This is a genomic window from Rhodopirellula europaea 6C (assembly GCF_000338295.1).
Classification (GTDB): domain Bacteria; phylum Planctomycetota; class Planctomycetia; order Pirellulales; family Pirellulaceae; genus Rhodopirellula; species Rhodopirellula europaea.
On sequence record NZ_ANMO01000103.1, the window covers coordinates 15,310 to 30,383 of the forward strand.

Here is a 15,074-nt window from a genome sequence, read left to right on the forward strand (position 1 = left end):
TGGTTCGATGCGATCGACTGGTTTGCATGATGATGCAAACCAGGTGAATCGCTTGCGAATCGATCAAGCAGCGGATGCCAGGCTCGGTTTGATTACGTCGACGAGATCAGAGACTCACTCTGCCGAATCGAGCCGCACGATCGAGCTTTCTTCATCGAGTTCGATCTCTTCATCCAGTTCGAAGTCATCGAAGTTCTGGGCGCCCGCCGTGGCCATCGCGAATTCGAAGTTGCCTTCGCCGAGGGTCTCGCACATGCGGTTGTAGATTTGCGTTTGTCGGCCCATGTCATCGTATGGGCCCGCGATGTAGGTGGGTTTCCCGTTCATGCCAAAGGAGATTGTGTCTCCCACCGAGGCGGGTTCGATGTGGTGCCACAACGGCGCGTACTTGCTGTAATCGGGGTGCGGTTGCAGGCCGCATGACTCGGCATAGGCGATCGCAGCTTCCACCACCCCGCGAGCGAACTCGGGCTCGCAAGGTTGCAGCATCTGACGCGACTGCATGTCCGTGATCACGTCGCTGTATTCGGTCTGCGTGCGGTAGTTCCCAGCCACGTCTTTCACGCCCATGCAGCCCAGGTCCACCAGGAAGAACGCCGCGGCGATTTGGCCTCCGGGGGCTGTTCGCGAAAGCATCACGTGCCCGATCGCGGGGCGGGTTGGGTTGGGAATCAGCAGTTCGGGGCTGAGCATGCAGTCCTTGATCGTCCCGGTGGCGGCGGCTCGCATTTTGCCTGCCATCGACGTCATCATTTGCTGCTGGCGAGCCAGTTGTTTCTTCTTGCGTTGCTCTTTGGCCTTCAGTTTGGCCAGCTTCTTTTGCTTCTGTTGTTCCGATTTTGCCATGGGTGATCCTCCGTGTTTGAGCCAAGTTCGCCGCTCAGTCTAGCGAACTTGGCTCCCGCGACGAGAGACCTGTTTTGCCTGATTGGACTAACTTTCCCAGCTCGCCAGTTGGTTCGCCCATTGGTTCAGCCGCGGGCGGTGCTTCTCGATCATCGCCAGCCCGGTCAGCAGAAGCAGCCCGGTCGTGATTCCAAACGCCCACCACGGCCAAACGGCATCGATCGCTTGAGTCGAATGCCAGACCATGCTGGTCACACCGAGGAACACAAAGATGGTGCCCAGGTAGAGGAACGGTTTGACTCGCAGAACGACGCCGAGTGCCATCCCCGCCAACGCAAGCAGCACCAGAATCACTGGTCCCCACAGCGAGCGGCCGATTTCTGACAGCAGCATGTCAGCCGTGCTGCTGAGGTAGATCATCAAGGTGCATGCGTAACGAATCGCCGATCCCATGGCCGGGTCCAAGCGATCGCGTTGCAAGTGAGCGATCAACAACACACAAACCGCCGGCGGAATCAGCCAGGCTTGCGGGTGCGTGATGAAGTCCCAACCGGGAACCTGAGTCAGCGTCACCCACAACGCGGCATTGGCCAGCACCACCGTCGCAATTCGTGGCAGACCGTTCTTCCATAACAGCGACATCATCCCGTAGTAGATCGCACCGACCAGCAGCAAACCTTGGTAGGAAGTCGTGCCTCGGAAAAACGTCCACGACCAAGCTTCCGATTGTGTCACCACCGCGTACGAACCGCTCAGCCAGAAACCGACGACGGGAATCATCGGCAAGAACATGGACGTGCGACGCATCACATCGGCCAGCACTTTATCGCCCCGGCGTATCGCCCACTGAGTCAAGCCAACGCTGGCGAACGCGATCACCATCACAACGTACGGCCAAACTTGTCGCAGTCCCAAAAACGCGATTCCAGTTCGGCAGAGGAATAAGTGCAACCAAGTCGTCGCGGCAACTCCTTGAGCGATGTACAGCAACCATTTCCGCTGCGAGTCGGTGAGCTGCACGTTTCGGATCGCGTTTGGCAGTCGCGAATTGGGGCCAGTCAAAACCGCCAAGACACCTGCCATCGCGGCCAGTCCGCCCAGCGTGATTGCGACTGCGATCACGACAGGCATGCTGATGCCGGGAATGCCGATCACCGGTTTGCGAACCGCAGTTTCCAACGCCAACATCACGACCAGTGAACCAATGGCGGCGACGCCCGAAATCAGCCCGCCACGCGTCAGCGCTTCCTTCCAACGATCCAGGAACGGACCCTTGAGTAGTTTGGGAATCGCCAGCAGCAGCACCGCGACCATCAAAACGTTTGCCACCAACAATCGCATCACCGCGATCAGGGCAGGGTGCTTCAGTGGCAATCCGGTCAGCACCGCCATCAACGCGACCGACCAAAGCACGATGCCGACGGTGATGTGGCGGCGTCTGGCAGTGGTGGTGGGATTGTTGGCGAGGTTTCGTTCCGACAATTCGAAGAACACCCACGCGAGCGCACCGGTGGCAAGGATGCAAACACGCGGCCACGGTTCGTCGATGTGATCCACGACCAACCAGCATGCCAGCAATGAACTGAGGCCAACCCAAATCAGCGTCACTTGTTCGAGCGAGCCCGCCAATTGCAGGCGAGCTTGTCCAAGCAGCGATGAACCAAACGTCCAGGCCACCAAGACGGCCGACACGACCAAGTGAGTCACCGCGAAACCTTGGTTGGTTGTCAGTCCGGCCTGCGATCCGATCCACAAAGCGACTTCGCTGGCCCCGATGCACGAAAGCACGAGGCTGACAAACCAAACCGTTCGCCCACTCGGACGCAGCCAAGCCGACGCGGTGACCAATCCAAGCGAAGCCAATGTCAACGTGCCGCTGGTCACGCCAATCCAACCGGAACCGGCAAAGGCGGAGTTGGGCAGCGCGAAATGTGACTCCATCCAACCCAGCGCGGCGATGGGAATCATCGCACAAGCGGTTTCGATGTCGGCCAGTGGAGCCGAGCGATCGCTTCTCACGCTTCGCCAAACGATCACCCACAGGGCCATCCAAGCCAGCCAAATCGAGGTCGGGTCAAACTTGGACACCGCAACGATCGGATCCAAAGCGGTGTTCCAAAGCAAGAACCCGCCGACTCCAACGGTTGTCCATCCCAGCAATCGTGGCAGAACAAATCGCCAGTTCCATCCGGCCAGAGAATTGACCGAACCGATCGTTTGCCAAGTGGAACGTCGTGGGTGGGTGGTGTCGGTTTCCGGTTCGTCACTGGTTTCGGGGAGGTCGCTGCTTGAGATCGTTCGCCCGAACCGAGTGCATGAAATCCCCGCGACCGAAAGGCCGGCGACGGCGAGCGATGACAGTGCCCAAGGTGCGGTGTCGTTGTCGAACAAGCCGACCCAAGCCAATGCGAATGTCAGCAGTGTCATGTGCCACGCGTGCAGCGGGATGTTTCGTATCCAGTGCACCACTGCCGAGCCGATCGATGCGGCGAGCCAGATGCTGCCCAGCATGGTCAGGGCCGAATCGGGATGAATCCACTGCATCCAAACAACCAGAACCGTCGCGTGTCCGGACAGCAGGCTGATCGCGAAAGGCCATGCATCGCGAGCCGGAGTGACATAGCTTCGCATCGCCACCGCGACGGCGATCAGCGACACCAACCCGCCGATGGGCAACGTCCACAATGAAAACGGAGACTGCAGCATCGTTCCCGTCGACGAATAAGCGATGGAGCCAGCGACAACGCTGCACACCAAGCCAACGACCAGGATCCAAGCCCGCGAAAGGTGGGCTCCTGCCGTGAAGCGTAACGAGGTGTTGTCAGGTGAGCCCGATGTCTTGCTGATCAACTGCTGGAGCAGCCACCAGGCGAGCGACCCAAACACCGACATCTGGACCCATACCAAGGGCTGGTTCACGAAAGGAACTCGCGTCGCGATCGCCGGGGTGGCAATGCCAACTGCCGCAGGAAGCAAAACGCTGGAAAGCAGTGCGTTGGATTTTGCTTCACGAGCAGAGTCCGCTTTGGACCACAGCAATCCGACCGAAGCGATGATCCACCATGCCGTCACCGCGAGGGTGCTGAACCGATCCGGGGATTGGTTGTTCGACAGCGGTGCCAGCCAGTCCGTCCCGAGCAAAATCAATGACCCCGCGGCCACCAAACCTGCGATCATCGAGTGGATGGCAAGTCGTTCCGATGGGCTCGGTGACAGGAAGGCGAGCCATGGCTGAGTCGCGATTTGGGAACGGAACTTCCACGCAAACAAGAACGCACAGGCAAGCGTTGTTGTGACGACCAAGCACGATGCAGCGGTGCCGGTCCATGCCAATCCAAGCTGGCTCGCCAGATACAAACTGGCCGCACCGAGCAAGCCCAAGAACCAATCTTGCCAGCCGTCTTTTGACCAGTGCGAGTCTTCAGTGTGGCTTCGCGAAAGAACGAACAACGCCGACGTGCCGGCGACCAATCCCAAGCACGCGGCTGATTCGAACCAAGCGAAGTCGGCGGCAGCGATCCAGTCATTGGTGGACCACTGGGCGATCGCTTCCAATGGCCCCGCCACGATTGCGGCGTACTGGCGAGCGACGGTGAAGACGATGGTGCCCGTTGCCAACATCGCGAACAGGCCGTCTGGCATTTGGGCCCAGTTCAGATGAGCGGTTTGAAGTTTGTTGCTCGGGAACCATGTTCGCAGTGGCATGGTGGTTCGGACGAGCATCCACAACGTCGAAGTCGACGCGAAAATTGCCGCGACCCACCAAGTCGCAATTCCGCCCAGCCAAGATTCCGAATGCCAAACCGTCACGCCCAAGCAGGCGGTGAGCGTGGTCGCGACCGTGATCGCTGACAGGCCCATCGAAGTTTGCAGCCAACCGCGTGCTCGCAACAAAATCGCGACACCGAATAGCGACGCGACAAGCAGCCAAAGTTGACCGCTGGCGGACCACCAACCGGGCGCTTCGAGACCACTGGGTGAGAGCGAAAACAAAGCGACCCCACCCAAGGCCGCGGCTGACAAGCAAGCCATCACTCCCGCCGATGAAGCGTGACGTCGCATTGACTGTTCCGCGTTTCGCGAGAGCAAGTTGAACCGCAGGAGGAGGCTGACTTTTTCGCCGGAGTTTGATTGACGGTGAAGCAAGACTTTCGCAAGAGCGGCGGCAACCATCAGCGACACCGTGACCGCCAGTCCAATCCAAGGCGTCAGCGTGAAATCGGCGTGAGGCTGACCGTCCGTCCAGGTCAGCAGTCCCAGCACGGAAGTCCAGAACGCAACCAAGATCACCGGTGTTGCCAGCGAGGCTCGCGAATCTTTGAAGGATCCGAGGATGCATCCGAGTGCCGAAACACCGAGCACCACATCGACCAGCATCGGCGGAACTTGGCCCATCCAAGTTGCCGGGGCAAAGCTGAGCACCAGTGCTTGGACGAATGCGAGTCCGCCCCACAAACAGGCGGCGGACCAGCTCGACGCGACCAATTCGCGAGCCCAAGATTTGTCTTTCGCGATTTGGCTCAGGGCGAAGCCGACTCCACCGAGCAACGCGGCAATGCCAAGCGACGTGACCATCGGTTCGCCACCCAAGATCAATCGCCACAGCGGCAGGTCGCCCCAGGTAATGTCGCCCATCCAAACGGGAGACGACAGCATCGTGGCGATCCCCAGCGGCAAGGTCGCACCGACCACGCGAGAAGGTTGCCGCAGTGCGATGCTGGCCGCGAGCCATGATGCCGCGGCCACGATCGCATGCATCCACATCCAATCCAACCTGCGAAGCGACGCGGGCAGGATCGCCAAGACGGCACCCATCGAAAGCAGCGTCAGGACGGTCGCGATCAAATTCGAATTCGCCATCCAACCACGTTTGCCCGACGAAGAATCGGCTGGGCGGCGAAGCTTCATCGAGTCGTTGTGGCAACTCGAAGCAATCGCGATCCAAAACGGAATTGATGCAATCGCGATTTGTATCCAAGCCGTCTGCACTGCGAATTGGTTCTCGAAGTTGCTGAACAAAAACGCGGCGTAGACAAGGACGCTGGCCATCGACGAGGCGGCGATGCCGAGCGACAGCCAGCGGTTCTTCCAATGCCTTCGACCGCCAATTGAACCAGTCTGTTCACGTGAATTCAGGCGTGTGCGCCGTTGACGTTGCGGCCAAAGAATCGCTGCGGCGACACAGATCGCGGGAACCAAAACCGCAAACCCAGCGTTGGAACCAAGCAGGCGTGCGGCGGTGGGAAGCAACGGCAATGCCAGCGTCGGTGCAATGACGCTGGCCGTCATCGGCAACGCATCGGCGCGACCCACCAAGCTGCGAGAGGATTGAAGCAGCAGCCAGCCGCAACCGGCCAATCCAGCCACGATCGTGCCCAGCGTCGCGGGATCGGAGAGCGTGACTGAATCCAGTCCCGCGCCTGCCGCGGCCATTCCCGCTAGCACGCACAAGGGAACGAGCAGCGTCGCAATGATCAAAACCGCGCGGCTGGTGTGTCGCAGTTTCCATCGCCGAACTGTGTACAGGCCTGCCGCGAAAATTGCCGCGTCGGCCGACATGAAAATCAGCGACGGCACGACACGGTGGGCCGACGTCAACGTGTTCCAAAGACTGACGACCAAGCCGATCGAGCAGACCACGACCAGCAATCCAGCGACCAGTTCGCCCCAGCGAATGTTGTTGCGTGCCAGGAACGAAGTGATGACTTCCGACAGCGCTCGCTTGGGCGTGCTTGGGACCGGAGGATCGTAGACGACTTCGGCGGTGACCGCTTCTGCGACGACGGGTTCCGCAAAGACTGGCTCCGCAATGGGCGGGGCAACTTCGGTTGGCTGTGCTTCGGCGAGAGCGGCGGGCGCGATTGCGGTTTGAGGTGTATCCGCGGCGGGTAGCGTCGGTTCGGCAATTGGCTCGGGTGCTGGCGTTTCCGGCTTCATTGCCAAATTCTGGGCGGACGCTTTCAATCGGTCGGCGGTCTGGGGATCGACTTGGTCGGTGGCGGTCAGCGCATCCAGCATTCGCGAAAATGCGGCCAGGTCGTTTGCTGCGGAGGGTGGCTCGTCGGTGCTGTTCGAGCTTCCGTGAGTTTGAGATCCCTCAGGACGCTGGGACGTTGATCTCGACCAGTTGTCCGGCTTGGTCTGAGGTGGAGGGGCCGGCGGGTAGAGCGTTTTAGGATTGAAGAACAGCCGAAAAATCGTCGCGGCCACGACCCAGGTCAGATGCCCGACCATGGTGATGATCAGCCACCCGATCGCAATGAAAAACAGCACTTCCATCATGGAAACCGCGGGGAAAAAACAAGCGAAGGACCAAATTGGCCATGGTCGGGACCGACCAATCTAGGCCAAAGGATTCCCCACTAGAGACCGCGAGAGGGGAAATGCTTCGGGTTCGCTTGATTTTTATGCTGAGAGATTTCCTGAAAGAATTGCTGGGCGACCGCCGGATCGGCCGCTCCGTCGTTCAGAGTTCGACTTCGTTTGCTCTCGTTTCTTGAGAGTTGGACGTGCCCAAGGCTCCCCAGATACCGAAGGGGCTTTCTGAGCCGGCTGGGTGAACCGGGCCCGGGGCATAGCGGGTGACCGTTGTGTTGGAGTCCACACCTTTGGTTGCCGCATCGATCGAGTCGGTCACAAATTTGATCGAACCATCGGTCATCAGGATGTGAGCTCCGCCCGGGTGGCGGCTGGTGACACTGTAGATGCCACCGTACCAATCCGAGCCTGGACCGGTGCTATAGGTGCAACTGACACTATTGGGGGCAAAGATCGTGTTGACCGCGGTGTTACACGCGATTGGATCCGTCCACCAACGTCCTCTGTTGGATTGACCGGCAAAGCTGCCAAAGCCGATCAGTTCTAGTTCAGGCTTATAGAACTGAGGACGTTCAGGATCATAAGTGCTCGCACACTGTTGAAGGTCGGTTTGAAATTGTCGGTCGTCGAACACCGCGGCGGTGCCAATGATCGAGCGGTCGTCCAGGAAGGTTGCCATCTCGCCCATCAGCATCGTTTGGCTGGTCCCGTCCTTGCAGTCACGGAATCTCTTTCTTTTATTCCAAGTGAACATGCCACGATCGACGGCCTCATCACCCAGCCAGTTGTAGGCGGGGTCGGAACGATTTTGGTCGGGATGAAACCAATAGAAGGAAATGTAGCGAGCCGCGTCGCCGTAGCAGAATCCATAGTTCAAACGACCGATCGTTTTGTTTTCTGCTGGATCGGAAGGGCAACGAAGTGTGGGGATTTGAATGCGGTTGGGCGTGTAGTCTGCCGTCCACGGGAAACCACCGAATGCGACATATTGGTTGCCGCTTTCGCTGGTATGAGGATGAGAGATCATCTCCCAAGCGGCTTGTTGTTCCATGAACGGAAGTAAGCCGACGACCGGACCATAGCCACGCCAATTCGTGTCGTTGACGATCCGGCTATAAGGAAAGTTGTTGTAGGCGGCGTGGTAGTTGTGAAGTGCCAACCCCAGCATTTTGAAGTTGTTATTGCAGTTCATCCGCCGGGTTGCTTCACGAGCAGCCTGGACGGCCGGCAGCAGCAATCCGGCCAAGGCGGCGAGGATTGCCATCACGACCACCAGTTCGACCAACGAGAATGCGTGTCGGTTGACGCGTTTTGAGGAGCGTCGCGAATGCGCGTGCTCAGTCACTGGAGCGGAAGCGAACATGATGACACCTTGAGAGGTTTGGCCAACGGGCAATAAAAAGCTTTGAGGTGATGTTGTGTTCATTTGAAGTCACATTCACCTGGCAACTGAGTCACCGCTGTGTTGGCTCGTCCCATGGTTGCTTCGATGGACGCTTGCTCCTCATCCGTGGATGCAAGTGGAAGGATCTTTGGTTGAGGAGCGCCGCATCCGGTCAGTGCCGATAGAAGCAGGCCGGCGGTCATCCATTTGCCCACGAGGCCAAGTCGTGCAGTCATCATTTGGTCCTATAAGGTGATAAACCAAATGGCCGGCAAGAGTTTGAATGCTCCGCCGTTCTCTTACTCAGCCACTGCAATGACCATAGGCACTTTTTTCAGGGCGCCAAATATCAAATGCGATGGGGTTGAGGCCCCCATCGCTAAAATCGATGGAACCGATCGATGCTGGCAATCTCAACTGTCAGCATGTTTCCGGAAACGAGATCGAAGGGCGGGTTCTTAAGCACTGACTCTTTTGAGGTTTTTTTTGAGAAATCTCGAGAATCAGCCCAGAGAATTCGCTCTCTTTGTTAAGAAATCGCGTCTTTTGTCCATTCTCCGTCCACCAGACGCCATGTGTCAGTGGTTGGTGGAGTCGATTGCAGTAAAGCGGGAAGGCGAGATTCTCGGACGTTGTCGAAACTGGTCAGCTTGCCAAATCGGATTAACGATCCGGGTACTCCCACTGCGGTGAAGCCGGGGTGGCCGGTCGCGGGATAAGGACCACCGTGGTTCATCGCGGCACTCACGGCGACTCCGGTTGGCATTTTGTCGTTCAGCATTCGACCCACTTTGGGTTCCAACTCAAACGCAATTTGTGAGTACGCGTCTTCGTCGTCGCCATTGGTCGGAGTGTAGACGCAGCCGGTCAGGTTGCCTTCCAAATGACGGATGGATTTACAGAGCTGATCCAGATTGTCGGCCACCACGATCAAGGATGCGTTTCCGAAGGCTTCGGTTTGGAAACCTTCTGGATTGCTGAGGAAGTCAGTGCCACTGGTTTTGAGCAATGTGTTGGCCATCGCACATCGGTCTGACTCCGCTTCGCCACCGCCGGCGAGCAGTTCGGCACCAAATCCGACCAATTGTTCGATGCTTTTGCCGAGCGAAGACGCTACGGCGGGAGACAACAATGTTCCGGCCGGTGCGGCCGTGAAGCGTTCCTTCACCGCGGCGATGAACTTGTCGGTTGCTTCGCCTTTGACGAGCATCACCATGCCGGGATTCGTGCAGAATTGTCCGGTTCCCATCAGGACACTGGTGATGAATTCATCAACGATCGCATCGCCGCGTTCTTCCAGTGCGGCGGGAGTGATGACCACGGGATTGACGCTGGACAGTTCCAAGTAGATTGGCTTGCCAGCTTTGTCTGCGGCGGCTTTCAGCGTCAGTCCGGCGCCGCGACTGCCTGTGTAGCCGGTTGCTCCCACGCGCGGATCGGAAACCAGTTTCTCGCCATCCGCGTGGCTGGTTCGGTAAATCAACTGCACGGTTGCGGTGGGCAGGCCGGTCTCGGTGAGGGCTTCGAGAGCCAATTCTGCAAACAGACGTGTGGTGTCAGGGTGTGAGCTGTTGGCTTTGCCGATCACCGGGTTGCCGGCTGCGATGGCCGCGGCGAAGTCGCCACCGGAAACGCTGCCGAATGCGAACGGGAAGTTGTTGGGGCCGAACACGCACACAGGTCCCAGTGGTCCCAGGCAAGAACGGATGCCCGTTTGAGTGTCGATGGTTGGCATGGCCCAGTTGCCGGTCCGGCATGCTTTGGCAGCCGCACGCAATTGATTGCTGGTTCGAGGCAACTCGACATCGGCCAAACGTGGTGAACGAGCCAATCCGGTTTCTGCAAAGGCGGTTTCGACCAATTGATCTTTCGCGGCATCGATCTTGTCCGCGTACGCTTCCATGAAGTCGGCGATTTTGGCCGGGCCGAGCTTGCGAAGTTCAGTGGCGGCTTCCACGGCAGCGTCGAGTGCTTCGTCGCAATCTTTCCAGCTGCTCACAGGAAACGCGGCGTCGAGTTTTTCGTTGCGATTGGGATCCGTGGCTTGGAAGGTGGACTCGGCGTTGGCTTCACGCCAAGTTCCAGCGATCAAGACAGGGTGCGTGGCGGGAGAAGCGATGGACATAGCAGGCAATCTTTCTGCGACGAGGTGTGACGGACGCGAAGGAACTCCATTGAGTTCGACCTGTATCGTCAATCATTCTCCCAGATGCCTCAAGCGGTCACGCCCCAGTTGTTGCGCGGGATTCCTCGGCAAGGTTATTCGTCCGGAGTCATTCGCCCGGCAAAAATCTCGATTCGATGCACGCCATCAATTGGGTCAGGTGCGGCTCGACCACCTGGTAGTAAACCCGGCGTCCTTCTCGTTCGCTGTCCAGAAAACCGCACCGCTGCAACAAACGAAGGTGCTCGGAAGCCAGGTTATCCGCGATTTCGCAATCCACGGCGATTTCTCCGACCGTGTACCGACTGTGCAAAAGCAATTGCACAATCCGTAGCCGAACCGGGTGGGCCAGCGTTTTCAGGCACTCCGCAGCCTCGGAGAACGATTGCACGTCGCCGGTCGGTTTGGTGGGTTCTTCCGGAGCGCGTTTGCTGGTGCGAGGTTTTGAAGAGGCCATTGCGAAGGAGCAGTTGCACTGAAGAGGGGGAATCGATATTTATGTGTCGTGATGTTACGAGGTAACGACTGAAAAGGAAAGTCAAATGTCGGTGGAACACAATGCACCCTTTCGCTTGGTCATCGTCGGCGGTGTTGCGGGAGGTGCTTCGGCGGCCACTCGTGCCCGGCGTATGAACGAACAAGCCGAGATTATTCTGTTCGAAAAGGACGAGGATGTTTCCTTTGCCAATTGTGGTCTGCCCTACCACATCGGGGAAGAAATCGAAAATCGTGACGCCTTGGTGGTGGCTTCGGCTGATTTTCTTCGGCGACGGTTTCGGTTGGATGTGAGAACTCGGGAGGAGGTCGTTTCAATCGATCGTGACAAGCGATGTGTGACCGTCGTTCGGCAAGGTGCGACCTCGGAACAAGACAAAACGTATGAGCAGTCATACGACAAGCTGATCTTGGCACCGGGAGCTTCACCAATTGTTCCCGATCTGCCGGGCGTCGATGCCAGTAATGTGCTGACCTTGCGCAACTTGGTCGACATGGACCGGATCAAGGCCCGCGTGGACTCCGGATTGGTTCGCCGAGCGGTGGTGGTCGGTGCCGGTTACATCGGATTGGAAATGGTCGAGCAATTGCGCCGTCGCGGCGTGGCGGTCGATCTGGTTGAACTGCGTGACCAAGTCCTGCCATTGCTCGATCACGAAATGGCTCGCCCGATCGATGATTCACTGCGCCGAAACAATGTTGGTGTTTACTTAGGTGTCGGGTTGGAATCCATCCAGCTGGATGGTGATTTGGCGACATCGGTTCGATTGAGTGACGGTACAGAATTGTCGACTGACTTGGTGATTTTGGGGATCGGTGTTCGGCCCAATTCGGGGTTGGCAACGGAAGCTGGTTTGGAGATCGGAAACACGGGCGGAATCTCCATCGACGAGTTTTCTCGCACCAGCGATTCCAATATCTACGCGGTCGGCGATGCATCCGAGCCCGTGTACGGTCCGACGGGAACGCCTATGCGAGTTCCGTTGGCTGGCCCGGCCAACCGATCAGGCCGTCTGGCGGGTGAGCATGCTGTGACAGGGCATTCGGCTGCTGCGACGCCAGTTTGGGGAACCAGTGTCGTACGAGTGTTCGACGTTTCGGTTGGCATGACTGGTTTGACGAGAGCCTCCGCGAAGCGGTTTGGAAAGGATGCTACCAGCGTGACAATCGTCGCGAAGCATCACGCGGGGTACTTCCCCGGTGCGGAGGTGATGACGCTGAAGCTGACCTTCGAACCTGGCACCGGCAAGGTTTTAGGAGCTCAGTGCGTTGGCGGCGAAGGCATCGACAAACGCATCGATGTGATCGCTACCGCAATGCACTTTGGTGGCACAGTTCGCGATCTGGCTGGATTGGATCTGGCCTACGCACCGCCATTTGGTTCGGCCAAGGATCCGGTTCACATGGCCGCGTTTGCCGCGTGCAATGCACTGGACGAAGTCGAGTCGTTTCGCGATTCGGAAGATTCGTTGGACGACGTTCAGATCGTCGACGTTCGCGGGGCGGGCGAGATTGAGAAGGCTCCCCTTCGCGAATCATCGGGGGCGATTCACATTCCGGTCGATGAGCTACGAGAGCGACTAGGTGAACTGGATCGTGCGAAGCCCACTGTTGTCAGTTGTGCCGTTGGTGTTCGCGGGCACATCGCCGCTCGGATTTTGCGTCAGAACGGATTTGAAGTTCAAAACCTTTCCGGCGGTGCAACGGTTCGCAATCGTTGTTTTGAGTGAGCCGACCGACTCAGTGCGAAACAGATCAGCGTAAAGCGGTTTGCTGTTTGCCGACCGAGAAGTCAGACATTTCCATGAACGATTGTTTTCCTTCGATGACATCGGCCATCGCAACAGCGGTTCCGGAAGCCAAATGGATTCCGCTGCGGTAGTGACCACCGGCGACGAACAGGTTTCTTTGATCGGGCACTCGTCCGATCATCGGGAACCCATCGAATGTCATTGGGCGGTGGCCTGACCACTGCGACGCGACTGTTGCCGATTTCAGTTCTGGGCAAACACGATTTGCAAAGCTTCGGAGGCCTTGAATGACATCGTCGGTGGTGCCTTGTTCGAAGCCGACTTCTTCTTCGCAAGATCCGACCAAGACGTTTCCATCGCCGCGAGCAACCAAGTAACGGTTGCCAACGTTGAGAACGATTGGGTCGGTGAACGTGTCGCTGTGCAGCAACAGAATCTGCCCGCGAATTGGAATGACGGAAGATTCCAGTCGGACCTCGGGGCAAATGCCGCCGATTGCCGCGCCCCCGCAAAGGATCGTCCGCTCGCTGCGCAAGGAGTGCTCAACCGCATCCCGAGTCAAAGTCCTCGCGGTGCAACCGGAGTTGTCGGATGAAAGTTCGAGGATCGTCGTATGCGGCAGGAGCTGCACGCCTTGGCTTTGACACGCTGTGGCTAGAGCCGTCAGCAATCGAGACGGGCGGATTTGATATTCATCGGGGGTCCACCAAGCGGCGCTGTCTGGATGCGACTGAATCCAAGGATTGGTTTGCGACCATTCTGTCAGTCGAGGTTGCCGACGAAGCAACTCCGTCAATTCGATGCGTTGGCATTCCACGGCGAGGTCGTCCCAGTACGACATCATGCCGGTCAGGGCGGACGCTTCTCCAGCCGTTTCGGCCAAGTAATAGCCGCCGCATCGAATCAGTCCGGGGTCGATGCCGGTTTGATCCAAAAGCTGTTTGCACCACAAAGGCCACAGCGTGTGACTGAATCCGCGAAGGCGATCGATCGGGTCGGTCGCTCGATCAAAGTTGGCGGGCGGTAGGATCCCGGCCGCCGCCCAAGACGTTCCGTGGGCGATTGGGCCGCGGTCTATCACCGTTACCTTTTCGCCTCGGCGAACCAATTCCCAAGCGATGGAAAGTCCGATTGCTCCCCCGCCCACAACCAGCGTGCCGGTGGACTCTTGGTGAGGCTGGCTGACGCGGTCGCTGGTGGAAGATGCAGGGGCGGACAATTCAGATCATTGGTTGAGATAGGATGCGGCGAATGTCTCGAGCGAGTTCAATGTGATCGGAGGACACCTCCGTATTGTCGGCTGGATGTTCGATTTGATGAAGGAGGGCAGTCAGATCCTCTTCCGTGTCGACATCCGAACGCATCGGAAGCCTGCCGATCCGCAGACCAATCGATTCCGCCGCGGCCACCGTACGTTCGAAAACTTCGTCCGTGCTCCAGGGGATGTCGTTCCACAGGGCGTCCAAAATCGTGCGGGACGGGGGTGCTGCCCGGTCCGGGGGATTGTTTTCGTTCGGCAAATTGTTGGACACAGATAGTCCGATCAGGTAGTAGCCACCATCCGACGCGGGCCCCAGTACCAGGTCGCAATCGCGAAAGAGTCGATCGGCGTGATCCATTTCTGCGGGGCTCAGCAGAGGGCAATCAGCGCCGATCAGAATCGCATGGCTGCGGGGCAGGGCAGGGCGGCTGCAAGCGTGGTGGGCGAACCATCGCCGCATGCGATCGCCCAAATTTCCTCCACCTTGGTCAATGATTTGCCAATCGGAGGTTGGTTTGGGTGTGGTCGGCGAAATGGATTCGATGGGGGAGACGACCCAGTGCCGCTCATCGCCCCAATCTTGGAACACCTTGAACAGATGATCGAGGAATCGCTGGTGAATTTGGGCTGATTTGTCGAAACCAATGGTGTTGCCGAGGCGTGTTTTGACCCTGCCTTCGATCGCGACTTTGGCCATCACGCCGAGCTTGCGGATCGACGAGTCGGAAGTTGTGAGTGGGCGAAGCGGAGTCTTCGACGAGTTGGGCATGAAAAATGATTCGACGGAGTCAGGAAACGGCCACGGGTGCGACCACTCAGCGATGTCGGATTCGTTTACAATTCCGCCCTTGGCGT

At 58.2% G+C, this 15,074-nt stretch carries 9 protein-coding genes; 1 reads left to right on the forward strand and 8 read right to left on the reverse strand.

Annotated elements, in window-relative coordinates; genetic code table 11:
* Positions 1-114: 114 nt before the first annotated feature.
* From RE6C_RS10005 to RE6C_RS10030, 6 genes are all read right to left on the reverse strand, one after another.
* A complete protein-coding gene (locus RE6C_RS10005; protein ID WP_008656227.1) occupies positions 115-846 on the reverse strand; it encodes a hypothetical protein in 732 nt (243 codons plus the stop codon).
* 87 nt (positions 847-933) lie between these two features.
* Positions 934-7,128 carry a hypothetical protein gene (locus RE6C_RS10010; RefSeq protein ID WP_008656228.1) on the reverse strand — a complete coding sequence of 2,065 codons (6,195 nt, stop codon included), beginning with the start codon at positions 7,126-7,128 and terminating at the stop codon, positions 934-936.
* 184 nt (positions 7,129-7,312) lie between these two features.
* On the reverse strand, positions 7,313-8,590 hold the full coding sequence (locus RE6C_RS10015) for a DUF1559 domain-containing protein (protein WP_008656229.1): 1,278 nt from the start codon (positions 8,588-8,590) through the stop codon (positions 7,313-7,315).
* On the reverse strand, positions 8,587-8,787 hold the full coding sequence (locus tag RE6C_RS10020) for a hypothetical protein (RefSeq protein WP_039961736.1): 201 nt from the start codon (positions 8,785-8,787) through the stop codon (positions 8,587-8,589). The genes RE6C_RS10015 and RE6C_RS10020 overlap by 4 nt, the downstream gene beginning before the upstream one ends.
* Positions 8,788-9,077: 290 nt before the next feature.
* Complete coding sequence (locus RE6C_RS10025) at positions 9,078-10,673, reverse strand: aldehyde dehydrogenase (NADP(+)) (protein ID WP_008656231.1); 1,596 nt, start codon at positions 10,671-10,673, stop codon at positions 9,078-9,080.
* 148 nt (positions 10,674-10,821) lie between these two features.
* A complete protein-coding gene (locus RE6C_RS10030; protein WP_008656233.1) occupies positions 10,822-11,169 on the reverse strand; it encodes an ArsR/SmtB family transcription factor in 348 nt (115 codons plus the stop codon).
* An 85-nt stretch (positions 11,170-11,254) separates the two neighbouring features.
* Here RE6C_RS10030 and RE6C_RS10035 point away from each other — a divergent pair, with 85 nt between their 5' ends.
* A complete protein-coding gene (locus tag RE6C_RS10035) occupies positions 11,255-12,937 on the forward strand; it encodes an FAD-dependent oxidoreductase (protein WP_008656234.1) in 1,683 nt (560 codons plus the stop codon).
* A 25-nt stretch (positions 12,938-12,962) separates the two neighbouring features.
* On the opposite strand, the gene RE6C_RS10040 is transcribed toward RE6C_RS10035, so the two are convergent.
* Complete coding sequence (locus RE6C_RS10040; protein WP_008656236.1) at positions 12,963-14,177, reverse strand: NAD(P)/FAD-dependent oxidoreductase; 1,215 nt, start codon at positions 14,175-14,177, stop codon at positions 12,963-12,965.
* A 1-nt stretch (position 14,178) separates the two neighbouring features.
* On the reverse strand, positions 14,179-14,988 hold the full coding sequence (locus RE6C_RS10045) for a TIGR04282 family arsenosugar biosynthesis glycosyltransferase (RefSeq protein ID WP_008656238.1): 810 nt from the start codon (positions 14,986-14,988) through the stop codon (positions 14,179-14,181).
* Between the last annotated feature and the right edge of the window lie 86 nt (positions 14,989-15,074).

Bases quoted from the DNA above. Each gene is read 5' to 3' on its own strand.
- RE6C_RS10005 (WP_008656227.1), bottom strand. From the start codon at position 846: ATGGCAAAATCGGAACAACAGAAGCAAAAGAAGCTGGCCAAACTGAAG.
- RE6C_RS10010 (WP_008656228.1), bottom strand. From the start codon at position 7,128: ATGATGGAAGTGCTGTTTTTCATTGCGATCGGGTGGCTGATCATCACC.
- RE6C_RS10015 (WP_008656229.1), bottom strand. From the start codon at position 8,590: ATGAACACAACATCACCTCAAAGCTTTTTATTGCCCGTTGGCCAAACC.
- RE6C_RS10020 (WP_039961736.1), bottom strand. From the start codon at position 8,787: ATGATGACTGCACGACTTGGCCTCGTGGGCAAATGGATGACCGCCGGC.
- RE6C_RS10025 (WP_008656231.1), bottom strand. From the start codon at position 10,673: ATGTCCATCGCTTCTCCCGCCACGCACCCTGTCTTGATCGCTGGAACT.
- RE6C_RS10030 (WP_008656233.1), bottom strand. From the start codon at position 11,169: ATGGCCTCTTCAAAACCTCGCACCAGCAAACGCGCTCCGGAAGAACCC.
- RE6C_RS10035 (WP_008656234.1), top strand. From the start codon at position 11,255: ATGTCGGTGGAACACAATGCACCCTTTCGCTTGGTCATCGTCGGCGGT.
- RE6C_RS10045 (WP_008656238.1), bottom strand. From the start codon at position 14,988: ATGCCCAACTCGTCGAAGACTCCGCTTCGCCCACTCACAACTTCCGAC.